This window comes from Brochothrix campestris (assembly GCF_046058945.1).
GTDB lineage: Bacteria > Bacillota > Bacilli > Lactobacillales > Listeriaceae > Brochothrix > Brochothrix campestris.
Genome location: NZ_CP175511.1, coordinates 146,120 through 171,778, shown reverse-complemented (window position 1 = coordinate 171,778; position 25,659 = coordinate 146,120). Strand labels below are relative to the sequence as shown.

The window sequence follows — 25,659 nt, the reverse complement described above, 5'->3', positions numbered from 1 at the left end:
AGCGTATTATTATGCAACCATGAATAAAAAAAGTTGCCAATAAAACTTCATGGCAACGTGGATATGTATGATTATACCTTTTCTTTTGATGACTCTTTGAAATCATAGGGACGGTATTTTTTACGCAACGCTTCTTGTTCAATAAGTCTTTTTTCAATATCTGATCTAAAATAGAGTTTCACACTGCCTTTTCGCACCTGTTCAATCTTATTACGTAGCACAAGTGAGTAAAGCGCTTGTTTTGTGATTTGCAATGTATCTAGGACTTCTTGCGTGGATAAAAACTCATTGTCTAAAATTTCTAACAATTCATTGCGTTTCCATTTTTTCCTAACCATCGTATGCGCCTCCTTAAAAACATTTTTGAATCATATAACGAAAAATTATATTTTTTAATTTACTACTTATCTTTATTCTACACTATTAGCGAAACAAAAAGAATAGCTTTTTGTAATGTTTCACAAAAACTATTCTTTCGCTTCTTACTATCTACTTACGTCCTGTTTGTAACTGCTTCAATGCCTCGTTCGGAATTTCATTTTCAGCGACTTCTTCGTATGTTTTGACACCGGTTTTATGAATAAACTGTGAGACTTTTAAGTAGTGATTCATTTTTAGTGGACGCTCTTGAAATCCCATGAATTTGAGTTTTTTTTCTTTTCCAGCTTCATTGTAACCCGGCAATTCGTATTCGTAGTTAATGTATGTTTCACTGCCATCTGTCTGTGTTGTTTTTGTTCCTTCATTTGTTATTTGAACATAATAGTCTTCTGATTGACCCATGTACCAATTATACCCACCGAAGACTAAAATCGCTAAAACAATTACACTTAAAAGATATTTCATTACGTTTCCTCCATTACTGTATGTTTATATCTATACTATACATGACAAATTCAGACGTAACCATTGCTTCAGCTTACAATATGACACTACAAGGTGACATTATTGTCATTGTTGTTCTAATTTAATCTTAATACCGTTTGGATCCGCAACAAAAAATCCATCTTTGTTTGTTACAACTGGATAGTTTTTCTCTTGTAACAAATTCACTATTTTTGAAACATCAGCAAAACGCATTGTATAATAGAGCATCCCACTCTCAGTATGTGGTCGTTCTGGTAATGTATGTCCTATCCAATTATTTGTGCCGATTTGATGATGATAGAGCCCCCGCGACATAAATAAGGCTCGTGGAATAATTGTTTTAATACTGAATGATAATAGGTCATGATAGAAAGCCTTGGTGTATTCAATATCACTCACTTGCAGATGAACATGTCCCATAATTGTTCCAGCTGGCATGCCCTCCCACAACGGTGTCTTGATTTCTTTTAAAATATCATTAACATTAACCGCATTTGTCGCTGTTGTAATTAAACCATCTTCGTGCACGTCCCACGTTTCATATGGTCGATCCGCATAAATTTCAATCCCATTACCATCGGGATCCGTAAAATAAAAGGCTTCACTATAGAGATGATCACCCGCACCACCAATCTCTCTTTTATTGATAATCAGATTATAAATAAACTGAGCTAACGATTCACGGGTAGGCAATAACAAAGCTAAGTGATATAAGCCAGCATGTGTTGTTTTTGATTCAGTTTCAACACCCTGTTCTAATCTTACCAATGGGTAACGATTATCCTTAAGACCTAATTCAGCACTCTTCTCCGTTTGAGATAACAACGTTAAACCAATTATTTCTGTATAATAACTAATCGAAGCTTTTAAATCACTTATATTTAAAGCAACTGTTCCTAATATCATATCACTTTTAAAATCCATTTTGATTCCTCCACTCTTTATCTTCTTCTATTAAACCATAAACCTTACTTTTTGTCTAACAAAAAGTAAGTAAGTTACTTTAAATGAAATTGACTATTCTCTCTTTTGTCGCTAATATTAACTATAACTAAAGGAGGCTTTTTGATGATTAGTAATTCTACATTCGAACAATTTTTGATTTCATTTAGACACGATTTACATGCCCATCCTGAGCTTTCAAAAAAAGAAGTTAGAACCACACATAAAATCCGTGAACAGCTTGAGCTCCATCAAATCACCATTCTACCATTAACTCTTGCTACTGGTCTTGTTGCCGAAATAATCGGGGATTATCCTGGTCCAACCATCGTCTTGCGTGGGGACATCGACGCTCTTCCTATCCAAGAAGAGAATGACGTTGCTTTTCGTTCGGTATCACATGGAATTATGCATGCATGTGGCCATGATTTTCATACCACAGCTTTATTAGGCGCGGCCATCCAACTAAAAAAACAAACTGGAAATATTTATGGTCGTATTCTCTTTGTTTTTCAACCTGCTGAAGAAATCGGATATGGTGCTGCTGCTATTATAGAAACAGGCCTACTAAATAAGGCTGATGCGATATTTGGATGGCATAATGATCCTACATTACCTCTTGGGACAGTCGCAAGTTGTCACGGGGCAGTTACGGCCTCGGTTGATGCCTTTGATATTACTATTACTGGTAGAGGTTCACATGCCGCGAAACCAAACGAAGGAAATGATCCATTTATCATTACAAGTCAATTAATTACAGCTTTTCAAACAATCATTAGTCGTTTTTTACCTTCTAATACGAATGCAGTCGTTAGCATTACACAAATTCATGGCGGTAATAATCGAAATGTCATTCCTGAAAAAGTTGTTCTTAGTGGTACAGTACGTGCTTTTGATGCGAAAATTGTCGAGCTTATCAAGCAACGCATGCAACAACTAATAACGGGTCTAGCTTTCACAAACGAAGCCATAATCGAATTAGAGTGGGTAGAAGAATTTTCCCCAGCGACAAATAATCACCCTGAATTAACTGATTTTGCACTCCAACTAGCGGAATTAAATGGTTTCACAATAGAAAAAATGGAACCTTTATCAATCGGTGAAGACTTTGCTAATTACCAAACAGTTATTCCAGGTGCCTTTGTCTTTATTGGATCTGGCAGTCCTTATCCGTTACATCATCCACAGTTCAAAGCAGATGATAACATCCTTCTTCCCATCACTAACTACTTGTTCCAATTAACATTAGCTGCTGGGCAACACCCATTCAAAAAACTTTGAACATTAAAGTTGAACATAAAAAAAGAAGTCCGTTAGGACTTCTTTCAGAGTATAGACAAAGTCTAAACAGTCTTCATTTTCTTTGAATTGATATTATAGTGACTTTGTCTACGAGATGATAAGACTGAATAGAAATGTTGTTATAGTAGGAAACACGAGCCTTTGAGATTGTAGACAAAGTCGAATTAAACTTCTTTTTCTGTGAACGTTAGTTCAAGTTCTTTACGAGCACTTTAAACTATTAAGCCATTTGCCGGGATCGAACCGGCGACCTCATCCTTACCATGGATGCGCTCTACCAACTGAGCTAAAACGGCATGATACAAAATTGGAGTACAACTAAGTTGCACTCCAATTTTTAATTTTACTCCGCAAGTAGGGCTCGAACCTACGACAACACGATTAACAGTCGTGTGCTCTACCAACTGAGCTATTGCGGATAAATGCTTGGCAACGTCCTACTCTCACAGGGGGAAACCCCCAACTACCATCGGCGCTAAAGAGCTTAACTACTGTGTTCGGGATGGGAACAGGTGTATCCTCTTTGCTATCGTCACCAAACAGATAAATATGTCTGGATAATTATGAAATTATCATGAAAGTTTGCACTCTCAAAACTGAATACTAATTGATTTTTTTCGAAAGGTAACAACCCATCGTCATTTTCGCTTTTAAAACTTAATAAGGTTAAGTCCTCGACCTATTAGTATTCGTCCGCTCCGTACATCGCTGCACTTCCACTCCGAACCTATCAACCTGATCGTCTCTCAGGGGTCTTACTCACATAAAGTGATGGGAAATCTCATCTCGAGGGGGGCTTCACGCTTAGATGCTTTCAGCGTTTATCCCTTCCACACATAGCTACCCAGCGATGCTCCTGGCGGAACAACTGGTACACCAGCGGTGTGTCCATCCCGGTCCTCTCGTACTAAGGACAGCTCCTCTCAAATTTCCTGCGCCCGCGACGGATAGGGACCGAACTGTCTCACGACGTTCTGAACCCAGCTCGCGTACCGCTTTAATGGGCGAACAGCCCAACCCTTGGGACCGACTACAGCCCCAGGATGCGATGAGCCGACATCGAGGTGCCAAACCTCCCCGTCGATGTGGACTCTTGGGGGAGATAAGCCTGTTATCCCCGGGGTAGCTTTTATCCGTTGAGCGATGGCCCTTCCATGCGGAACCACCGGATCACTAAGCCCGACTTTCGTCCCTGTTCGACTTGTAGGTCTCACAGTCAAGCTCCCTTGTGCCTTTACACTCTGCGAATGATTTCCAACCATTCTGAGGGAACCTTTGGGCGCCTCCGTTACTCTTTAGGAGGCGACCGCCCCAGTCAAACTGCCCATCTGACACTGTCTCCCACCCCGATAAGGGGTGCGGGTTAGAATGGTCATGTCACAAGGGTAGTATCCCACCAACGCCTCATCCGAAGCTAGCGCTCCGGAGTCCAAGGCTCCTACCTATCCTGTACAAGTGACACAAACATTCAATATCAGATTGCAGTAAAGCTCCACGGGGTCTTTCCGTCCTGTCGCGGGTAACCTGCATCTTCACAGGTACTATAATTTCACCGAGTCTCTTGTTGAGACAGTGCCCAAATCGTTACACCTTTCGTGCGGGTCGGAACTTACCCGACAAGGAATTTCGCTACCTTAGGACCGTTATAGTTACGGCCGCCGTTTACTGGGGCTTCAATTCGCACCTTCGCTTGCGCTAAGCACTCCTCTTAACCTTCCAGCACCGGGCAGGTGTCAGCCCATATACTTCATCTTACGATTTTGCATAGACCTGTGTTTTTGGTAAACAGTCGCTTGGGCCTATTCACTGCGGCTCTCTCAGGCTTTCACCTTAATAGAGCACCCCTTCTCCCGAAGTTACGGGGTCATTTTGCCGAGTTCCTTAACAAGAGTTCTCTCGCTCACCTTAGGATTCTCTCCTCATCTACCTGTGTCGGATTGCGGTACGGGCAGTCATTAACTAACTAGAGGCTTTTCTTGGCAGTGTGGAATCAGAACCTACGGCACTAGGTGCCACCACATCACAACTCAGCTTACGCGGAAAGCGGATTTGCCTACTTTCCTGCCTAATTGCTTGTACATGCATATCCATCAGCATGCGTTCGTATCCTACTGCGTCCCCCCATCGCTCAAACATTAATGACTGGTACAGAAATATCAATCTGTTGTCCATCGCCTACGCCTATCGGCCTCAGCTTAGGTCCCGACTAACCCTGGGCGGACGAGCCTTCCCCAGGAAACCTTAGATATTCGGTGGACGGGATTCTCACCCGTCTTTCGCTACTCATACCGGCATTCTCACTTCTAAACACTCCACCAGTCCTCACGGTCTGACTTCGCTGTCTTTAGAACGCTCTCCTACCACGAACATCATAGATGTTCATCCACAGTTTCGGTAATACGTTTAGCCCCGGTACATTTTCGGCGCGGTGTCACTCGACTAGTGAGCTATTACGCACTCTTTAAATGGTGGCTGCTTCTGAGCCAACATCCTAGTTGTCTAAGCAATACTACATCCTTTTCCACTTAACGTATATTTAGGGACCTTAACTGGTGGTCTGGGCTGTTTCCCTCTCGACAATGGATCTTATCACTCACTGTCTGACTCCCGAGTATAAGTCGATGGCATTCGGAGTTTATCTGAATTCAGTAACCCTAGATGGGCCCCTAGTTCAAACAGTGCTCTACCTCCACGACTCTCTACCTCGAGGCTAGCCCTAAAGCTATTTCGGAGAGAACCAGCTATCTCCAGGTTCGATTGGAATTTCTCCGCTACCCACACCTCATCCCCGCAATTTTCAACTTACGTGGGTTCGGACCTCCAGTAAGTTTTACCTTACCTTCATCCTGGACATGGGTAGATCACCTGGTTTCGGGTCTACGCCTACTAACTAATTCGCCCTATTCAGACTCGCTTTCGCTGCGGCTCCGTCTTCTCGACTTAACCTTGCTAGTAAACGTAACTCGCCGGTTCATTCTACAAAAGGCACGCTATCACCCATTAACGGGCTTTAACTACTTGTAGGCACACGGTTTCAGGAACTATTTCACTCCCCTTCCGGGGTTCTTTTCACCTTTCCCTCACGGTACTGGTACACTATCGGTCACTAGGGAGTATTTAGCCTTACGGGATGGTCCCCGTGGATTCCGACGGAATTTCTCGTGTTCCGCCGTACTCAGGATACATTCTGGAGAGAAGCGCTTTTCGTTTACGGGACTGTTACCCTCTTTGGTTAACCTTTCCAGGTTACTCAACTAAACGCTTCCTTTGTAACTCCGTGTAGAATGTCCTACAACCCCAAAGAGCAAGCTCTTTGGTTTGGGCTGTTTCCGTTTCGCTCGCCGCTACTCAGGAAATCGATTTTTCTTTCTCTTCCTGCAGGTAATAAGATGTTTCAGTTCCCTGCGTCTGCCGTCAAACAACCTATGTATTCAGTTGTAGACACTATGCGATCAAGCATAGTAGGTTTCCCCATTCGGAAATCTCTGGATCAAAGCTTACGTACAGCTCCCCAAAGCATATCGGTGTTAGTCCCGTCCTTCATCGGCTCCTAGTGCCAAGGCATTCACCGTGCGCCCTTTCTAACTTAACCTTCAGATTTGTGTTCGTTGTTAAACAACTACTAACGCCTCTTTACTAATCACCTTACGGCTTTTAGTTCGACATAATGAACATATGTCTGGTTGGTCGTGCGATACGACCTGATGATTATAAATCACCTAAAATGAGTCTCGGTTGTTACTTGGTCTTTCTATTTCATATCAATTAGTATTCAGTTTTCAAAGAACAAACATAAATGAGAAGATTGACTTCTCAAAACTAAACGAACAAGCAGATGTCATACAACAATTAATGTAACTTATCACACCCGAAGGTGTGTTCCTATTCCTTAGAAAGGAGGTGATCCAGCCGCACCTTCCGATACGGCTACCTTGTTACGACTTCACCCCAATTATCTATCCCACCTTAGACGGCTAGCTCCCGAAGGTTACCAAACCGGCTTTGGGTGTTACAAACTCTCGTGGTGTGACGGGCGGTGTGTACAAGGCCCGGGAACGTATTCACCGTAGCATGCTGATCTACGATTACTAGCGATTCCGGCTTCATGCAGGCGAGTTGCAGCCTGCAATCCGAACTGAGAATAATTTTATGGGATTGGCTCCACCTCGCGGCTTCGCGACCCTTTGTATTATCCATTGTAGCACGTGTGTAGCCCAGGTCATAAGGGGCATGATGATTTGACGTCATCCCCACCTTCCTCCGGCTTACACCGGCAGTCACTTTAGAGTGCCCAACTTAATGCTGGCAACTAAAATCAAGGGTTGCGCTCGTTGCGGGACTTAACCCAACATCTCACGACACGAGCTGACGACAACCATGCACCACCTGTCACTTTGTCCCCGAAGGGAAAGTTCTGTCTCCAGAATGGTCAAAGGATGTCAAGACCTGGTAAGGTTCTTCGCGTTGCTTCGAATTAAACCACATGCTCCACCGCTTGTGCGGGCCCCCGTCAATTCCTTTGAGTTTCAACCTTGCGGTCGTACTCCCCAGGCGGAGTGCTTAATGCGTTAACTGCAGCACTAAGGGGCGGAAACCCCCTAACACTTAGCACTCATCGTTTACGGCGTGGACTACCAGGGTATCTAATCCTGTTTGCTCCCCACGCTTTCGCGCCTCAGCGTCAGTAACAGACCAGAGAGCCGCCTTCGCCACTGGTGTTCCTCCAAATATCTACGCATTTCACCGCTACACTTGGAATTCCACTCTCCTCTTCTGTCCTCAAGTCTTCCAGTTTCCAATGACCCTCCCCGGTTGAGCCGGGGGCTTTCACATCAGACTTAAAAGACCGCCTGCGCGCGCTTTACGCCCAATAATTCCGGACAACGCTTGCCACCTACGTATTACCGCGGCTGCTGGCACGTAGTTAGCCGTGGCTTTCTGGTTAGATACCGTCAAGGGGTGAACAGTTACTCTCACCCTTGTTCTTCTCTAACAACAGAGCTTTACGACCCGAAGGCCTTCTTCGCTCACGCGGCGTTGCTCGGTCAGACTTTCGTCCATTGCCGAAGATTCCCTACTGCTGCCTCCCGTAGGAGTTTGGGCCGTGTCTCAGTCCCAATGTGGCCGATCACCCTCTCAGGTCGGCTATGGATCGTCGCCTTGGTAAGCCATTACCTTACCAACTAGCTAATCCAGCGCGGGTCCATCTCACAGTGACAGCCGAAACCGTCTTTCACTTGAACATCTTATGATGTTCAGCACATTCGGTATTAGCATCGATTTCTCGATGTTATCCCCAGCTGTGAGGCAGGTTACCCACGTGTTACTCACCCGTCCGCCACTAACTTCAAAGGAGCAAGCTCCTTATCCGTTCGTTCGACTTGCATGTATTAGGCACGCCGCCAGCGTTCGTCCTGAGCCAGGATCAAACTCTCGTTAAAAAGTAACGGTGTTTAAACCGTCAAATGATCCTTAACTAGTTCGCTAGCTAAAAATTTATTACTTGTTGTCGTTACGAAATTAATTGGTTAAACTCCTAAGAGTTTAAGCATATAACATCTTTTTGTTCGTTCAGTTTTCAAAGGTCAATCGTTGACTTAACAACTTAATAATCATACCATGATGAGTGATTAATGTCAAGCACTAATCTCATAGTAGATTGCTTGGCAACGTCCTACTCTCACAGGGGGAAACCCCCAACTACCATCGGCGCTAAAGAGCTTAACTACTGTGTTCGGGATGGGAACAGGTGTATCCTCTTTGCTATCGTCACCAAACAGATAAATATGTCTGGATAATTATGAAATTATCATGAAAGTTTGCACTCTCAAAACTGAATACTAATTGATTTTTTTCGAAAGGTAACAACCCATCGTCATTTTCGCTTTTAAAACTTAATAAGGTTAAGTCCTCGACCTATTAGTATTCGTCCGCTCCGTACATCGCTGCACTTCCACTCCGAACCTATCAACCTGATCGTCTCTCAGGGGTCTTACTCACATAAAGTGATGGGAAATCTCATCTCGAGGGGGGCTTCACGCTTAGATGCTTTCAGCGTTTATCCCTTCCACACATAGCTACCCAGCGATGCTCCTGGCGGAACAACTGGTACACCAGCGGTGTGTCCATCCCGGTCCTCTCGTACTAAGGACAGCTCCTCTCAAATTTCCTGCGCCCGCGACGGATAGGGACCGAACTGTCTCACGACGTTCTGAACCCAGCTCGCGTACCGCTTTAATGGGCGAACAGCCCAACCCTTGGGACCGACTACAGCCCCAGGATGCGATGAGCCGACATCGAGGTGCCAAACCTCCCCGTCGATGTGGACTCTTGGGGGAGATAAGCCTGTTATCCCCGGGGTAGCTTTTATCCGTTGAGCGATGGCCCTTCCATGCGGAACCACCGGATCACTAAGCCCGACTTTCGTCCCTGTTCGACTTGTAGGTCTCACAGTCAAGCTCCCTTGTGCCTTTACACTCTGCGAATGATTTCCAACCATTCTGAGGGAACCTTTGGGCGCCTCCGTTACTCTTTAGGAGGCGACCGCCCCAGTCAAACTGCCCATCTGACACTGTCTCCCACCCCGATAAGGGGTGCGGGTTAGAATGGTCATGTCACAAGGGTAGTATCCCACCAACGCCTCATCCGAAGCTAGCGCTCCGGAGTCCAAGGCTCCTACCTATCCTGTACAAGTGACACAAACATTCAATATCAGATTGCAGTAAAGCTCCACGGGGTCTTTCCGTCCTGTCGCGGGTAACCTGCATCTTCACAGGTACTATAATTTCACCGAGTCTCTTGTTGAGACAGTGCCCAAATCGTTACACCTTTCGTGCGGGTCGGAACTTACCCGACAAGGAATTTCGCTACCTTAGGACCGTTATAGTTACGGCCGCCGTTTACTGGGGCTTCAATTCGCACCTTCGCTTGCGCTAAGCACTCCTCTTAACCTTCCAGCACCGGGCAGGTGTCAGCCCATATACTTCATCTTACGATTTTGCATAGACCTGTGTTTTTGGTAAACAGTCGCTTGGGCCTATTCACTGCGGCTCTCTCAGGCTTTCACCTTAATAGAGCACCCCTTCTCCCGAAGTTACGGGGTCATTTTGCCGAGTTCCTTAACAAGAGTTCTCTCGCTCACCTTAGGATTCTCTCCTCATCTACCTGTGTCGGATTGCGGTACGGGCAGTCATTAACTAACTAGAGGCTTTTCTTGGCAGTGTGGAATCAGAACCTACGGCACTAGGTGCCACCACATCACAACTCAGCTTACGCGGAAAGCGGATTTGCCTACTTTCCTGCCTAATTGCTTGTACATGCATATCCATCAGCATGCGTTCGTATCCTACTGCGTCCCCCCATCGCTCAAACATTAATGACTGGTACAGAAATATCAATCTGTTGTCCATCGCCTACGCCTATCGGCCTCAGCTTAGGTCCCGACTAACCCTGGGCGGACGAGCCTTCCCCAGGAAACCTTAGATATTCGGTGGACGGGATTCTCACCCGTCTTTCGCTACTCATACCGGCATTCTCACTTCTAAACACTCCACCAGTCCTCACGGTCTGACTTCGCTGTCTTTAGAACGCTCTCCTACCACGAACATCATAGATGTTCATCCACAGTTTCGGTAATACGTTTAGCCCCGGTACATTTTCGGCGCGGTGTCACTCGACTAGTGAGCTATTACGCACTCTTTAAATGGTGGCTGCTTCTGAGCCAACATCCTAGTTGTCTAAGCAATACTACATCCTTTTCCACTTAACGTATATTTAGGGACCTTAACTGGTGGTCTGGGCTGTTTCCCTCTCGACAATGGATCTTATCACTCACTGTCTGACTCCCGAGTATAAGTCGATGGCATTCGGAGTTTATCTGAATTCAGTAACCCTAGATGGGCCCCTAGTTCAAACAGTGCTCTACCTCCACGACTCTCTACCTCGAGGCTAGCCCTAAAGCTATTTCGGAGAGAACCAGCTATCTCCAGGTTCGATTGGAATTTCTCCGCTACCCACACCTCATCCCCGCAATTTTCAACTTACGTGGGTTCGGACCTCCAGTAAGTTTTACCTTACCTTCATCCTGGACATGGGTAGATCACCTGGTTTCGGGTCTACGCCTACTAACTAATTCGCCCTATTCAGACTCGCTTTCGCTGCGGCTCCGTCTTCTCGACTTAACCTTGCTAGTAAACGTAACTCGCCGGTTCATTCTACAAAAGGCACGCTATCACCCATTAACGGGCTTTAACTACTTGTAGGCACACGGTTTCAGGAACTATTTCACTCCCCTTCCGGGGTTCTTTTCACCTTTCCCTCACGGTACTGGTACACTATCGGTCACTAGGGAGTATTTAGCCTTACGGGATGGTCCCCGTGGATTCCGACGGAATTTCTCGTGTTCCGCCGTACTCAGGATACATTCTGGAGAGAAGCGCTTTTCGTTTACGGGACTGTTACCCTCTTTGGTTAACCTTTCCAGGTTACTCAACTAAACGCTTCCTTTGTAACTCCGTGTAGAATGTCCTACAACCCCAAAGAGCAAGCTCTTTGGTTTGGGCTGTTTCCGTTTCGCTCGCCGCTACTCAGGAAATCGATTTTTCTTTCTCTTCCTGCAGGTAATAAGATGTTTCAGTTCCCTGCGTCTGCCGTCAAACAACCTATGTATTCAGTTGTAGACACTATGCGATCAAGCATAGTAGGTTTCCCCATTCGGAAATCTCTGGATCAAAGCTTACGTACAGCTCCCCAAAGCATATCGGTGTTAGTCCCGTCCTTCATCGGCTCCTAGTGCCAAGGCATTCACCGTGCGCCCTTTCTAACTTAACCTTCAGATTTGTGTTCGTTGTTAAACAACTACTAACGCCTCTTTACTAATCACCTTACGGTTTTTAGTTCGACATAATGAACATATGTCTGGTTGGTCGTGCGATACGACCTGATGATTATAAATCACCTAAAATGAGTCTCGGTTGTTACTTGGTCTTTCTATTTCATATCAATTAGTATTCAGTTTTCAAAGAACAAACATAAATGAGAAGATTGACTTCTCAAAACTAAACGAACAAGCAGATGTCATACAACAATTAATGTAACTTGTCACACCCGAAGGTGTGTTCCTATTCCTTAGAAAGGAGGTGATCCAGCCGCACCTTCCGATACGGCTACCTTGTTACGACTTCACCCCAATTATCTATCCCACCTTAGACGGCTAGCTCCCGAAGGTTACCAAACCGGCTTTGGGTGTTACAAACTCTCGTGGTGTGACGGGCGGTGTGTACAAGGCCCGGGAACGTATTCACCGTAGCATGCTGATCTACGATTACTAGCGATTCCGGCTTCATGCAGGCGAGTTGCAGCCTGCAATCCGAACTGAGAATAATTTTATGGGATTGGCTCCACCTCGCGGCTTCGCGACCCTTTGTATTATCCATTGTAGCACGTGTGTAGCCCAGGTCATAAGGGGCATGATGATTTGACGTCATCCCCACCTTCCTCCGGCTTACACCGGCAGTCACTTTAGAGTGCCCAACTTAATGCTGGCAACTAAAATCAAGGGTTGCGCTCGTTGCGGGACTTAACCCAACATCTCACGACACGAGCTGACGACAACCATGCACCACCTGTCACTTTGTCCCCGAAGGGAAAGTTCTGTCTCCAGAATGGTCAAAGGATGTCAAGACCTGGTAAGGTTCTTCGCGTTGCTTCGAATTAAACCACATGCTCCACCGCTTGTGCGGGCCCCCGTCAATTCCTTTGAGTTTCAACCTTGCGGTCGTACTCCCCAGGCGGAGTGCTTAATGCGTTAACTGCAGCACTAAGGGGCGGAAACCCCCTAACACTTAGCACTCATCGTTTACGGCGTGGACTACCAGGGTATCTAATCCTGTTTGCTCCCCACGCTTTCGCGCCTCAGCGTCAGTAACAGACCAGAGAGCCGCCTTCGCCACTGGTGTTCCTCCAAATATCTACGCATTTCACCGCTACACTTGGAATTCCACTCTCCTCTTCTGTCCTCAAGTCTTCCAGTTTCCAATGACCCTCCCCGGTTGAGCCGGGGGCTTTCACATCAGACTTAAAAGACCGCCTGCGCGCGCTTTACGCCCAATAATTCCGGACAACGCTTGCCACCTACGTATTACCGCGGCTGCTGGCACGTAGTTAGCCGTGGCTTTCTGGTTAGATACCGTCAAGGGGTGAACAGTTACTCTCACCCTTGTTCTTCTCTAACAACAGAGCTTTACGACCCGAAGGCCTTCTTCGCTCACGCGGCGTTGCTCGGTCAGACTTTCGTCCATTGCCGAAGATTCCCTACTGCTGCCTCCCGTAGGAGTTTGGGCCGTGTCTCAGTCCCAATGTGGCCGATCACCCTCTCAGGTCGGCTATGGATCGTCGCCTTGGTAAGCCATTACCTTACCAACTAGCTAATCCAGCGCGGGTCCATCTCACAGTGACAGCCGAAACCGTCTTTCACTTGAACATCTTATGATGTTCAGCACATTCGGTATTAGCATCGATTTCTCGATGTTATCCCCAGCTGTGAGGCAGGTTACCCACGTGTTACTCACCCGTCCGCCACTAACTTCAAAGGAGCAAGCTCCTTATCCGTTCGTTCGACTTGCATGTATTAGGCACGCCGCCAGCGTTCGTCCTGAGCCAGGATCAAACTCTCGTTAAAAAGTAACGGTGTTTAAACCGTCAAATGATCCTTAACTAGTTCGCTAGCTAAAAATTTATTACTTGTTGTCGTTACGAAATTAATTGGTTAAACTCCTAAGAGTTTAAGCATATAACATCTTTTTGTTCGTTCAGTTTTCAAAGGTCAATCGTTATCAACTCCCGCTGACAACTTTTTAATTATATCGCATCTTCTAATCAAAGTCAACAACTTTCTAAAACACTTTAGTTTGTTCAGAAAAGTTTTTCTCTAATGCAACTTAATCAGTATAGCATGTTAACCTCATACGTGTCAAGGTGTTTTCAACATTTAGTTGTTACTCTTTTCACATTCGATTGCCTACTTTTCTGTTCGATGCAACTTTTATATAATATAACATTTTAGCTATCAAGTCAATACTTTTCAACTATTTATTAGAAAGATTTCACCTTACTAAAATTTATCGCCTTCATTTATCTTTCACTTTGTTTGCTTCTAACTAATTGATTTCACAAAAAGAGTCTTTAAAGTGAGTGTGCTGATGGCACTCGACTCCGAGAAGGTGAAGCGACAGCGTTTGTGTTCAACCTCACACCATACAGGTGTTTCAACTTACACCGAAGATAGAACACAACACCCTCTCATGCACATACTTAGGCCTTCATTAGTTTAACCCGCATTTGTTGAGGCATTCGCATCATTACGATTACACTGATAACCGCCTTAATCAAATCTCCCGGAATAAAGACTACATTCGATAACAGTGCCGTTTTTAAAGAGAGCCCCGTATGCCAATGCAATCCAATGGAGCCACAGAGATCGATAATAAAAACCCCTCCGAAAAGCGTTAGGAGTAACAAACGTATGAAATTTACTTTGGATGATAATCTATCACGCCCGTAGCCAATCACAGTAACAGCGATAAGGTAGCCAATCACATAACCACCAGTTGGACCATAGAAAACTGCAACTCCACCACTCCCACCACTAAGCACAGGCAACCCTATACTTACCATTATTAATAGAAGCAATACTGTAATCGTTCCTTTTTTTTGCCCTAACAATAATCCAGTTAAAAAAATCCCCATATTTTGCATCACTATCGGAACAGGGATTACTCCAATGGCAATTGGTGGGACATAACCTAAAACAATTAGTACAGCTAACATAATACCTATATATGCTATGGCCTGTGTTTTCATCGCTCACTCTCCTCTTTTACTATCTTCTTAGTTTATCGACCTCACCCAACAATGTCAACTTTTTTTGATAACAGTTAACATAAAAGGTGTTTGCATCACCCTTTTTTATATGTTATATTTTAGGCAACTTATATCCATCCACTAGGGGTGCTATTTTTAGCTGAGATAGACATTCGTCTAATCCCTTTGAACCTGATTTGGTTAATACCAGCGTAGGAAAGTGGAAACGTCGATTATCTCGCTGTGAGTTCATACTCTCACACCTTCGTTTCGCTTACCGCCTTGTATTTGGCTGCTGTAAGCGGGCTTTTTTTGCCTTAATTTAAGAAAAGAGGAGATTAATCGATGAAAACGCAACAACTCACATTAAAAGATATTTTAGTCGCTATCGTTATCGCACTCGTCTTCGGCCTTCTTTATAAAGTTGGTAATGTTCCTTATGATTTATTAAAACCATTTGGCTTACAGCTAGAGCAAGTCATTTACGGTTTTTGGTTCATGGCTGGCCCCTTTGCAATGCTCGTCATCCGTAAACCCGGTGTCGCCTTAATTGCCGAAGCTGCTGCAGCCTTAATCGAAACCTTCTTCGCTGGTGGTTTAGGGATGCAAAGTTTCGTTTACGGTATTGGTCAAGGGATAGCCTGTGAATTAATCTTCATAGCGACTCGTTACAATCGTTTCACAATGGATACCACCATCATTGCGGGCCTACTTGCTTGCTTGGCGTCCTTTTTAATCGATTGGCCCTACGGCTATTTAGCTGTACAACCATGGGCCTTACTCTTAATTTTTATCTTCCGTGTAGTCGGTACTATTCTGATTGCCGGTTGTTTAAGTTTTTACTTAGCCAAAACGATGGAAAAAACCGGGGTCGCTCAGTTAGTACGACCGATTACAAAGGATGATTACGATGCCCTCGACTAATTATGGCGTTAAAAACCTCCGACTGCTCTTTCCTGGCATGTCTCAACCTTTTTTAAAACAACTTGATTTCAGCTATACGTCTGGTGAGAAAATTCTGATTCTTGGACCAAGTGGCGCCGGAAAATCAACCTTACTCGAAGTGTTAGCCGGGGTTATTCCTGATATCATCACCATCCCAACAAAATGGGACTGGTCCAACACACCTTCAAATACCGCTTACTTTTTTCAAGACCCTGATTCACAATTCAACATGCCCTACACAGATGAAGAAATTGCCTTTGTGTTAGAAAATCAGCAACGCCCTTCAGCCGAAATGCCAGAACGGATTCGCCACTTTTTAAAGTTAGCCAACGTGACCGCACCGTTTCATACACCAATTAACAACTTATCTGGCGGGATGAAGCAACGTTTACAACTGGCTAGTTTGCTCGCGCTCGAAAGTGACTTTTACTATCTAGACGAACCGACAGCAATGCTTGACCCCGCTGCCACTCGTTATTTTTGGCAACAACTAAAACACGTGACCAGTGAGAAAACGCTGCTAATCGTTGAACATAAGATTACCGAAGTCATTGATTTTGTTTCACGCGTTGTCATTATCGATGCTGATGGTAAAATCGTCGCCGACGGACCAACCGAACACGTATTAACAGCCCATCGGTCTTTTTTAGAAGCTGCCGGTATTTGGCACCCGAACAGTTGGGATCAGGCGCCTGCCTTTAAGAGAATCACACTCACCCAAACGACACCTCTGCTCAACATTAACAACCTAACCGTCAAACGAAAAAAACAAGCAGTTGTCTCACTAGAGCAACTGACAATCAACTCCGGCGACTGGTTATGTGTCACCGGAGAGAATGGTTCTGGTAAATCAACCTTGCTTGAAGGCATCCGTGGTTTGTTAAAAACAAGTGGTCACCTTACTTTTTCAGAAGGTTCGCAAGATGACTGCGGTTTTGTCTTCCAAAATCCGAATTACCAATTTATTTGTGATACAGTTGAGAGTGAGCTAGCCTATGGGCTGCAGTTTACCCAGTTAAGTGCTACAGAGCAAAATGAGCGTTTGGGGCTTTTTTTACAGTCCTTTAACCTCACTACAAAAAAAGATTTGCACCCGTTAGCGTTATCGATGGGGCAAAAACGTCGGTTGAGCGTGGCCTGTAGTCTCATTACACAACCAACACTGTTATTGCTCGATGAACCGACTTTCGGCCAAGATGCCCGTAATACGTTTCGTCTGATTGAACATTTAGAAGAATGGCGCCAGGCTGGGATGGCCATTCTCATGATTACGCATGAACCAGAAATCATTAACCGTTATGCCACTGCTGTGCTCGAAGTAACAGATGGCATCGCGACTTTAAAGGAGGCGACCTCCGATGCTTAAGCCTACGTCCTTTTTCGAACGGGTCAACCCCGCCTTGAAATTTTTAATTTTCTTCACCATTACGATTTCAACACTTTTCATTCATTCACTTACAACACTTGGCGCATTGGTCGGTTGTGCATTGTTACTTTATTTACTCTTTTCACCGATGAAATGGCGTTGGCGCCTTAGCTTACTACTGCCCTTTTTGCTGCTGTCGTTTACAAGTGGTATTACAGTCATGCTCTTCGGACTCGGTGATGATGTCTTATTCCAGTTTTGGTGGTGGCGGATTTCGAGTGAAAGCCTGCTGAACGGGAGTATTATTATGCTTCGGACCTTGTATTTTTCATTGCTCGGTCTATCCTTTGCAACAACGACAAATCCCGTCCTCTTTTTTTATGCCCTGATGCAACAATTTCGCGTACCGACGTTTATTGCTTATAGCTTTCTAACCGTTTTTAGATTACTGCCGATTATGCTGGAAGAGTTTACGATTTTAACAAAAGCAATGCGTGTACGGGGCATGCATAAACAGCATGGCTTAGCCGGACTCGTTGCTAAATTGAAGCGTTACAGCATCACGATGCTCTCACAATCGATTCGACGCGCGTTTAAAATATCAGTCGCGATGTCTGCCAAGAAATTTAAAAAAGGACCACGTTCCTTCTATTACATAACAACTTATTCGCGCAACGATTTTTACTACGTACTCCTTTGGCTTGTTGTTATCGGCAGTTGTCTCTTTTTAACCTAACTAAAAGAACGTCTTCGCTATCGAAAGGTCGATAAGGAAGACGTTCTTTTATTTTAATGCCTTAATTGCTGCACGTGTCTCTTGCAACGCTGCTTGGGTATGTTGGACATCCATTGCCGCATAGACATAAAATAAGGCATCGATAATAAACAATTGGGCCGTTCGCGAACTTGTTGCTGCACTGCGCAAAAAGGCTTCCGGCGCATGCGAGGTTTGCAAAACATAATCGCTCGCACGGTTTAACGTATTGCTGCCAAAGCCCGTTAAAGACACCGTTGTAATACCCTTTTCAATGGCACGATCGCGTAGCTTGATTACCTCTGGTGTTTCACCGCTGTATGAAACGCCTAAAAACAAGGCCGGTGTTTGGGCAGTCGCCATCATCGTCGCCATCAAATGAATGTCTTGGACAGCATGCACATGTTTCCCCATCCGTAACCACTTTTGCATAAAGTCTTCTGCCACAAGCCAAGAAGCACCAATTCCATAGACAAACACTGTTTCGGCTTGCGTCAGTGCTGTCGCAATGGCTTGCAACTGTGCGACATCAATGAGAGCCAATGTATCTTCCACCGTTTGCATCGTATTCGCTTTCAATTTCTCAATCAAAATAGCAGCGGGCTCATCTGCGACAATATCAAAATAACCCGTCATTTTGGCTTGCGCCCCTTCTGCCGATAGCGCCAACTTCAGCTCAGGTACACCTTTCAATCCCATTGATTTACAAAAACGCACGACTGATGCTGGACTCGTCTGCGACTCTTTCGCGATTTCTTGGGTTGATAACTGCATCAATGCACTTCCTTGATCCAAGACAAGTTGCGCGACTTGTTGCTCAACCTTCGATAAATTACTAATGTTCATTGCAATTCGCTGACTGATGATACCTTTCATTCCAATCCCTCCGTTCAACAACTCCTGCGCTTATTTTATCATTTTACAGCGCTAAAAGCGAAAGCGGTACCCGGACGATTAAGAAATCGTAACAATGAGTGCTCCCCTGTAATTACCTGCCCCAATACGTTCACTCGCGAATCTGCTTGCAAATCGGTTAACATAATTTGAACTTCACCTTCATAACGTAAATACGCCGCATTATCAATTGTGATACAGCCACGTAAACGCTCATTTGTCTGTTCGGCCGCAATCGGATGATAGCGTTGCGCTAAACGCACACGACTATCCGCTGCCCGAATCACATCCCGCGCCACATCCCGACGCACATGAAACACATCATCGAGCCATGCAAAGTCGCTTTGATTATCGACATGTAACAACAGGAGCTGATCGGTAAACCATCGTTCAAACTGTGCCATCGTGGCTGACTGCAACGATAAATCACCCACCAATACCGTATCAATACCACAGTCACGTAAATCAAGGTATTGGGCAAGGGGATGAAGGTCACGGTGTTCTTCCAACGTCGGTAAACCGGCATATATCGGCCCCCGTTGTTTACCATCACCATGAATAAATGCGCCCGTTTCAATCGCATAACTTTTAATAAAGGCCGTATGTTTTATAAACGCCTCACGTTCCAAGCCGGTTTCTGGACGTGGGTAATAATTGTACCAAGCCGCTAACCGATTCATGTGCGCATGGTTGTTCATCAAGTCATTCATATCCGCCGCAGTTAATGTACTCGCATTTAAAATAATCTGCCATTCTTCGGTCATGGCCGCAATGTCTGCCATTGAAATTCCATCATCAATCCTCAAACCGGTAAAACCAAACGCTTTTAAGCGATTCAAGGTAAACTGTTCAAACGTCATCGGTGAGACATCGGCAATCCATTGCACCTGATGCGCTTTTAAACAGGCGCCAATTTCAAGCAACACCGCTTGGAGGTCCGCTGGTTTTTCTTCAGGCATCTGCAATGAAGTAAACGCATAACGACTCCCCGTTTGTGCCATCCGTTCAATTAATCGCTTGTTTTCGGCTACCGTTTGTTCTGTTAATGAAATTAAAAAACCTAACATCTTTTCTCCTCCTTTAAAAAAACGTAGACCTGTTAAGTCTACGTTTTCATTTATACACTGTTGGACGCTCTAACAAGCCTTACGTCCCGTTTATTCCGTTTCGGCCGCGACTGCTTTCGTCGCTTCTTTTGGTACACCAAAGATGTAGGTTAATATCATCCCGCCAGCATAAGCTGCAAGTAAACCATACACATAGATGAGCCATTTTCCGTCATGAATGAGGGGAATGAGCGCGACACCCGATGGTCCAATGGCAATCGCACCAACATTACCGAAGGCACCAATGACAGCGCCACCAATCCCACCACCTAAACAAGCGGTAATGAACGGACGACCTAATGGTAATGTCACACCATAAATGAGCGGTTCACCAATTCCTAAAATTCCAACTGGCAACGCACCTTTAATGATGTTTGTAAACGGTTTGTTTTTGCGACATTTAACCCATAAAGCAATCGCTGCACCGACTTGGCCAGCACCTGCCATTGCGATAATCGGCAATAACGTTGTCATATGCACTTGATTAATCATTTCAATATGAATTGGGGTTAACACTTGATGTAAGCCAAACATTACCATCGGTAAAAAGAGGACAGCTAGTAAGAAACCAGAAATTGCACCTCCGGTACCGATCACCCAGTTAATCGCTGTTAACATCCCATCTGAGACGTAACCTGCGGCGGGCATAATTAAAAAGATTGTTGCTAAACCCGTAACTAACAGAGCAATCGTTGGTGTCACAATAATATCAATCGCATTCGGCACAAAGGTACGCAAGCCTTTTTCCACGATTGAAAGCAGATAAACCGCAATAATAACGCCGATAATGCCACCTTGATTCGAAAGCAATGCTTCATGCGTGAAAATATTTTGAATCGTTTGGTCGGGTGTCACACCATTAAGTAAGATGACACCACCGATGACACCACCGAGCGGTAAGGTTGCACCAAATTGTTTCGCCGCATTAATACCGACATAGATATTCAAGAAGGCAAACAGCGCGTTTTTAATGACATTCAGCACTAGTACAATTTCAGACCATTGACTACCATCTAACTTACCTGCCACAATCATGTTGGCTATTATCGCACCAACACCCGCAATTAAGCCCGCACCAACAAAGGCCGGAATGAGGGGAATAAAAACACCCGAGATTGTCGCTAAGAAGCGTTTCATCGCTCCGTTGCCACCTTTTTTATACTTCGCTTTATTGGCCGATGCAATCGCTTCGACTTGTTCACGGTTTGAACCACTCACTTTTGTTGCTTGGGCTGTTTTAATTTCAGCACCGAGTTCAACACCAGTCATGTCGGTCATCGCCTTCGCCACCTTGTTAACTGTTCCGGGACCGACGATAATCTGAATCGTGTCTTCTTCAACAACACCCATGACACCTTTAACTTGCTTTAACGCATCCATCTGCACTTGCTCATTATCACGCAATGATAAACGGACACGCGTCATGCAATGGTTCACGATTTTAATATTGTCGAGACCACCAATTTTTTCAACAATCCGTTGTGCCAATTCAACTTCTTTACTCATCTATGCTCCCCCTTACAATTTAGGTAATGTCCGACGGACAAAGCCTTTGCTTTCAACTAAACTCTTTGTTGCTGCGGTGTAATCCATCCCTGTTAATACCATAACAATCGCAGTTTTAACGTGATGATTACTTTCTTCGAAAACACGTTCAGCCGTTGCTTCATCACAACCGGTTGCGTCTTTAATGATATTTTTAGCACGTTGCACTAATTTGATATTGGTTGAACGGACATCAACCATTAAGTTTTTATAAACTTTACCAATGCCAATCATCGCTGTTGTTGAAATCATATTGAGCACTAATTTTTGGGTCGTACCTGCTTTTAAGCGGGTTGATCCCGTTAAAATTTCAGCACCTGGGACAACTTCAATCGCTAATTGTGCATGCGCGCTAATTTCAGCGGGTGCATTACAGGCAATGCTTGCCGTCATTGCACCAACTGTTGTCGCATAGTCTAAGCCACCGATGACATAAGGTGTGCGTCCACTTGCAGCAATACCAATGACAATATCTTTTTCATTTAAGTTGACTGCTTGTAAATCGGCCACAGCTAATTCTGTTGAATCCTCTGCCCCTTCAACTGCATCTTTAATCGCTTTAGCTCCACCAGCGATTAAACCTTGTACCATTTCTGCCTCTGTTCCAAACGTTGGTACGCATTCAACCGCATCTAAAATACCTAAACGACCACTTGTTCCGGCACCGATGTAAAATAAACGGCCTCCTTGTTCAAAGACGGTGATAACCGCTTTAACGACAGCTTCAATCTGCGGTAATTGCTCCGCTATCGCTAACGGTACCCGTTTATCTTCTTCATTCATCACTGCTAAAATTTCGTGTACTGACATTTGATCTAAGTTAGCTGTTCTCTCATTGCGTTTTTCTGTGTTTAAATGTTCAATCATTTTTCCCACTCCTCTAATTCGACTGTATCCGTTTACATCTTTATTGTACTTCTTCTGAAATATTATTTCAACTTTTTTATTTTATTAAGTAATTTTATTTCACAATTCATTCAAAAGATTGTCACTTCCCTATACATTTATAAAAATACCGCTTTATTTTAGTTCATGCTATACTTTACTTAACGAACATTGAGGAGGTTTTTTCATGCTAACAATTAAACGTATTATTAACGGTCGTATCGCCGAAAACTGTTACATTATTCACAATGAATCACACTGTTTGATTATCGATCCGGGCGAAGATTTCGAGGCAATTACGGCTGCGATTACTGCCACAGACACAACACCCGCCGCTATTCTTTTAACACATACCCACTACGATCATATTGAGTCACTCGAACAAACACGGGCTCGTTATCACGTTCCGGTCTACGTTAGCCCGATTGAGCAAGCGTGGTTGAGCAATCCTGCGTTTAACTTATCCGCTAATAGTGGTAACGCTTTGGTGGCTGCACCAGCTGAGGAGTTACTTGTGTCTCACACAGACTACACACTCGGGGGCATCACCTTTTATTGTGTCGAAACTCCCGGACATTCACCAGGGAGCGTGAGCTTTGTCTTTGACAATTTTGTCGTGTGTGGTGACGCCCTCTTTAAAGGCAGCATGGGTCGCACTGATTTATACTTAGGCAATCAGCAGCAATTGCTACAATCAATCAGCACACAACTGTTTACCTTACCAGCAACCTTTGCGGCCTATCCAGGCCATGGTGAGGCGACAACGATTGGGACTGAAATTGCCACCAATCCTTACTTTAATTAGAACAAAAAAGGAACTGCTTCGCGCAGTTCCTTTTTTTTAATCATTTGCCATTCACCCAACGTAAATAACGTAACACGGCTTTACGACTAATTTTCCCACCCGTAAAACGTTCCACTTGGCGAAACGGCATGTTCAACACAAAATACATATTATTGGCCCATAACGGTTGTTTCAGTAACTCTAATATTTTTTTCACGAAGATGACCAAACCATAACTGAGTTTACCTAACCAATTTTTATTTTTTGCTTGTGCAATCGTATCATTCATCCCTAAAGCAGCTTCGGGCTTCCATAGGGGTGCCGGTGGTTCATAACCTAACAACTCCCGATATTCAGCATCCGGAATCGCGTGGATGTTGCCTGCTGCATACTGTGGAAAACGACTGAGGGCATACTCCTCTGTTTCATTTTCACCTGAACGCTCAATCGTGCCACTGAGATGAATCGCCTGTATAGAACTCCCGATTTGCAACGTATACGTCCCTTCTTCGACTGCCCATGCCTGCTTCACCACGCTATAATATGCAAAATCACTCTCTTTGAGGGTGATGCTCACTGCTTTTGCTTCTCCTGGCGCCAATGCCACCTTCACAAACCCTTTTAACTCTCGCTTGGCACGAATCATCCGTGACTGCTCTTTTTGGATATAAAGCTGAGCAATTTCTTCCCCCGCAATCGTCCCGGTGTTCGTCACTGTAAAGTATACCGTTAACTCCTCACGTTTAAAGTCGCTGTAACGATAGCTTGTATAGGACAAACCGTGACCAAAAGGGTAACGAACCGGTACATTGAACGTATCAAAATAACGATAGCCGATAAAAAGACCTTCCCGATGCTCAGAGGTGGCTTCTTTACCCGGGTAATAAGGAGCTGAGGGGACATCTTCATAACTAAGCGGATATGTTTCACTCAACTTACCACTCGGATTATAGGCGCCGCTTAACAGTTCTACTAATGCCTGTGCCCCACCTTGGCCCGCCAAATACGTATGGACAATTGCCGCCACTTCATCGGCAAACGGCAGTTCAAGCGCACCACCACCCGCCAGCACGACAATTAGTGGTACCTGTAATGCTGATAACGCCTCGATTACTGCCAATTGATTGTCTGGCAAGCGCAGATTCTCGCGATCAACACCCTCTGCCTCACTGCTTTCATCCAACCCAACAAACAAGAGTACCTTATCGGCCGTCTGTGCTAATGCGATGGCTTCTTTCATTAAACGGTTACTTCGACCACCCATTCGTTTAAACCCTTGGGCATAGCCACAAATCGTCAATTCACTGTCAGCCAATACATCGATTGGACGCGGCACCTTTGTCGGGTTAATTAATGAACTCCCCGCCCCTTGATAGCGTGGTTTATCAGCAAAATCACCAATGACCGCTACTCGTTCAGTTGCCTGTAACGGCAAGCTGTTGTCGGCGTTTTTCAACAAGACCAATGAACGTTTAGCTGCTTCCACCGCTCGTTGGTGATGCTGCTCATGATTGATTGCCACTTGCGATTCTGTCGTCGGCGCCGTACTGAATACGAGTTCTAACAAACGATCGACCGCCTCATCGAGTACGGTTTCTGCTAACGTGTTCGCTTCAATCGCTGCAACAATTTCCAAGTCAGTAATGCCATTAGTCGCAGGCATTTCAAGTTGATTACCCGCACGTAGCCCTGCTACACGGTCGTCATTTCCGCCCCAATCAGTTACCATCACGCCACCAAAATGCCACTCATCATACAAGATGACGTTCATTAACTGCGGGTGTTCGTTGGCATAAATACCATTGACCTTATTGTAGGATGACATAATCATCTGCGGCTGCGCCTCAGTCACTACCCGCTGAAAGCCCTGCAAATACAGCTCACGCAATGAGCGTTCATCAACAACTTCGTCAATCGTCATCCGCAGATGCTCTTGACTGTTAACCGCAAAATGTTTCGGACATGCCGCCACACCCTGTGCCTGAATTCCCTTTACTTGCGCGCTAGCTAGTACTCCCGTTAAGAACGGATCCTCTGAGAAATATTCAAAATTACGGCCACATAAGGGATTTCGTTTAATGTTCAACCCCGGCCCTAATAACGCACTCACCTGTTCAGCGACACATTCCGCCCCTAAGTCTGCTCCGACTTCCTCCAACAATTGTGGATCCCAACTATTAGCGAGCGTCGCCGCTGTTGGATAACAGGTCGCAGGCAGACTAGCATTTAGACCGAGATGATCGGCCTTACCGCCTTGCTTTCGTAATCCATGCGGCCCATCCGTCATCATAATTGACGGAATATTTAAGCGTTCAATCGCCTTCGTTTGCCAAAAATTAGCCCCCGACATTAATGACGCCTTTTCTGCCACTGTCATTTGTTTGATTAGCGCTTCGTGTTTCACTGCTTC

General features: G+C 44.9%; 14 protein-coding genes, 2 tRNA genes, 6 rRNA genes and 1 riboswitch. Of the genes, 5 read left to right on the top strand and 17 right to left on the bottom strand.

Annotated elements, in window-relative coordinates; translation table 11 throughout:
• Positions 1–71: 71 nt before the first annotated feature.
• The 3 genes from ACJYYY_RS00860 to ACJYYY_RS00850 all read right to left on the bottom strand — a co-directional run bounded on the left by ACJYYY_RS00860 (position 72) and on the right by ACJYYY_RS00850 (position 1,791).
• Positions 72–338 carry a DNA-binding protein gene (locus ACJYYY_RS00860; RefSeq protein WP_408868995.1) on the bottom strand — a complete coding sequence of 89 codons (267 nt, stop codon included), beginning with the start codon at positions 336–338 and terminating at the stop codon, positions 72–74.
• 151 nt (positions 339–489) lie between these two features.
• Positions 490–846, bottom strand: coding sequence for a YxeA family protein (locus ACJYYY_RS00855; RefSeq protein ID WP_408868994.1), 357 nt, complete (start codon positions 844–846; stop codon positions 490–492).
• 105 nt (positions 847–951) lie between these two features.
• A complete protein-coding gene (locus ACJYYY_RS00850) occupies positions 952–1,791 on the bottom strand; it encodes a VOC family protein (RefSeq protein WP_035314443.1) in 840 nt (279 codons plus the stop codon).
• A 144-nt stretch (positions 1,792–1,935) separates the two neighbouring features.
• Here ACJYYY_RS00850 and ACJYYY_RS00845 point away from each other — a divergent pair, with 144 nt between their 5' ends.
• The gene (locus ACJYYY_RS00845; protein WP_035314445.1) at positions 1,936–3,090 is read left to right on the top strand and encodes an amidohydrolase; all 1,155 of its coding nucleotides are present in this window, start codon (positions 1,936–1,938) and stop codon (positions 3,088–3,090) included.
• Positions 3,091–3,334: 244 nt separating this feature from the next.
• Here the strand turns inward: ACJYYY_RS00845 and ACJYYY_RS00840 are convergent.
• From ACJYYY_RS00840 to ACJYYY_RS00800, 9 genes are all read right to left on the bottom strand, one after another.
• Positions 3,335–3,407, bottom strand: a tRNA-Thr gene (locus tag ACJYYY_RS00840).
• Positions 3,408–3,457: 50 nt separating this feature from the next.
• Positions 3,458–3,530 (bottom strand) — tRNA-Asn (locus ACJYYY_RS00835).
• Between the two features lie 5 nt (positions 3,531–3,535).
• A 5S ribosomal RNA gene (gene rrf / locus ACJYYY_RS00830) occupies positions 3,536–3,651 on the bottom strand.
• Between the two features lie 122 nt (positions 3,652–3,773).
• Positions 3,774–6,703 (bottom strand): 23S ribosomal RNA (locus ACJYYY_RS00825).
• Positions 6,704–7,004: 301 nt separating this feature from the next.
• A 16S ribosomal RNA gene (locus ACJYYY_RS00820) occupies positions 7,005–8,552 on the bottom strand.
• Between the two features lie 220 nt (positions 8,553–8,772).
• Positions 8,773–8,888, bottom strand: a 5S ribosomal RNA gene (gene rrf, locus ACJYYY_RS00815).
• A 122-nt stretch (positions 8,889–9,010) separates the two neighbouring features.
• Positions 9,011–11,940, bottom strand: a 23S ribosomal RNA gene (locus tag ACJYYY_RS00810).
• A gap of 301 nt (positions 11,941–12,241) precedes the next feature.
• Positions 12,242–13,789: ribosomal RNA gene (locus ACJYYY_RS00805) — 16S ribosomal RNA — on the bottom strand.
• The 16S, 23S and 5S rRNA genes sit together here with 2 tRNA genes alongside, the layout of an rRNA operon.
• 632 nt (positions 13,790–14,421) lie before the next feature.
• Positions 14,422–14,970, bottom strand: a complete 549-nt coding sequence (locus ACJYYY_RS00800; RefSeq protein ID WP_035313568.1) for a biotin transporter BioY — start codon at positions 14,968–14,970, stop codon at positions 14,422–14,424.
• A 133-nt stretch (positions 14,971–15,103) separates the two neighbouring features.
• A riboswitch (TPP riboswitch) is annotated at positions 15,104–15,206 on the top strand.
• A 109-nt stretch (positions 15,207–15,315) separates the two neighbouring features.
• Here ACJYYY_RS00800 and ACJYYY_RS00795 point away from each other — a divergent pair.
• From ACJYYY_RS00795 to ACJYYY_RS00785, 3 genes are read left to right on the top strand one after another with little or no spacing between them, the layout of a single operon-like run.
• Positions 15,316–15,894 (top strand): ECF transporter S component, encoded by a 579-nt coding sequence (locus ACJYYY_RS00795; RefSeq protein WP_035313566.1) that lies wholly within the window; start codon positions 15,316–15,318, stop codon positions 15,892–15,894.
• Positions 15,881–17,281: an ABC transporter ATP-binding protein gene (locus tag ACJYYY_RS00790; protein WP_408868993.1), complete on the top strand. Its 1,401-nt coding sequence runs from the start codon at positions 15,881–15,883 to the stop codon at positions 17,279–17,281. Before ACJYYY_RS00795 ends, ACJYYY_RS00790 begins: the two co-directional genes overlap by 14 nt.
• Positions 17,274–18,017, top strand: a complete 744-nt coding sequence (locus tag ACJYYY_RS00785) for an energy-coupling factor transporter transmembrane protein EcfT (RefSeq protein WP_035313565.1) — start codon at positions 17,274–17,276, stop codon at positions 18,015–18,017. The genes ACJYYY_RS00790 and ACJYYY_RS00785 overlap by 8 nt, the downstream gene beginning before the upstream one ends.
• 48 nt (positions 18,018–18,065) lie before the next feature.
• Here ACJYYY_RS00785 and ACJYYY_RS00780 read toward each other — a convergent pair whose 3' ends face one another.
• The 4 genes from ACJYYY_RS00780 to murQ all read right to left on the bottom strand — a co-directional run bounded on the left by ACJYYY_RS00780 (position 18,066) and on the right by murQ (position 22,447).
• On the bottom strand, positions 18,066–18,911 hold the full coding sequence (locus ACJYYY_RS00780) for a MurR/RpiR family transcriptional regulator (RefSeq protein ID WP_035313562.1): 846 nt from the start codon (positions 18,909–18,911) through the stop codon (positions 18,066–18,068).
• Between the two features lie 38 nt (positions 18,912–18,949).
• Positions 18,950–19,996: a MupG family TIM beta-alpha barrel fold protein gene (locus tag ACJYYY_RS00775; RefSeq protein WP_408868992.1), complete on the bottom strand. Its 1,047-nt coding sequence runs from the start codon at positions 19,994–19,996 to the stop codon at positions 18,950–18,952.
• Between the two features lie 90 nt (positions 19,997–20,086).
• Positions 20,087–21,541, bottom strand: coding sequence for a PTS transporter subunit EIIC (locus ACJYYY_RS00770; RefSeq protein WP_035313556.1), 1,455 nt, complete (start codon positions 21,539–21,541; stop codon positions 20,087–20,089).
• A 12-nt stretch (positions 21,542–21,553) separates the two neighbouring features.
• Entirely contained in the window at positions 21,554–22,447 is an 894-nt protein-coding gene (gene murQ, locus ACJYYY_RS00765) for an N-acetylmuramic acid 6-phosphate etherase (RefSeq protein ID WP_035313547.1), read from the bottom strand.
• A 205-nt stretch (positions 22,448–22,652) separates the two neighbouring features.
• On the opposite strand from murQ, the gene ACJYYY_RS00760 reads away from it, so the two are divergent.
• Positions 22,653–23,270 carry an MBL fold metallo-hydrolase gene (locus ACJYYY_RS00760; RefSeq protein ID WP_035313545.1) on the top strand — a complete coding sequence of 206 codons (618 nt, stop codon included), beginning with the start codon at positions 22,653–22,655 and terminating at the stop codon, positions 23,268–23,270.
• A gap of 40 nt (positions 23,271–23,310) precedes the next feature.
• Here the strand turns inward: ACJYYY_RS00760 and ACJYYY_RS00755 are convergent, their stop codons facing one another.
• The gene (locus ACJYYY_RS00755; RefSeq protein WP_035313544.1) at positions 23,311–25,653 is read right to left on the bottom strand and encodes a beta-glucosidase; all 2,343 of its coding nucleotides are present in this window, start codon (positions 25,651–25,653) and stop codon (positions 23,311–23,313) included.
• Between the last annotated feature and the right edge of the window lie 6 nt (positions 25,654–25,659).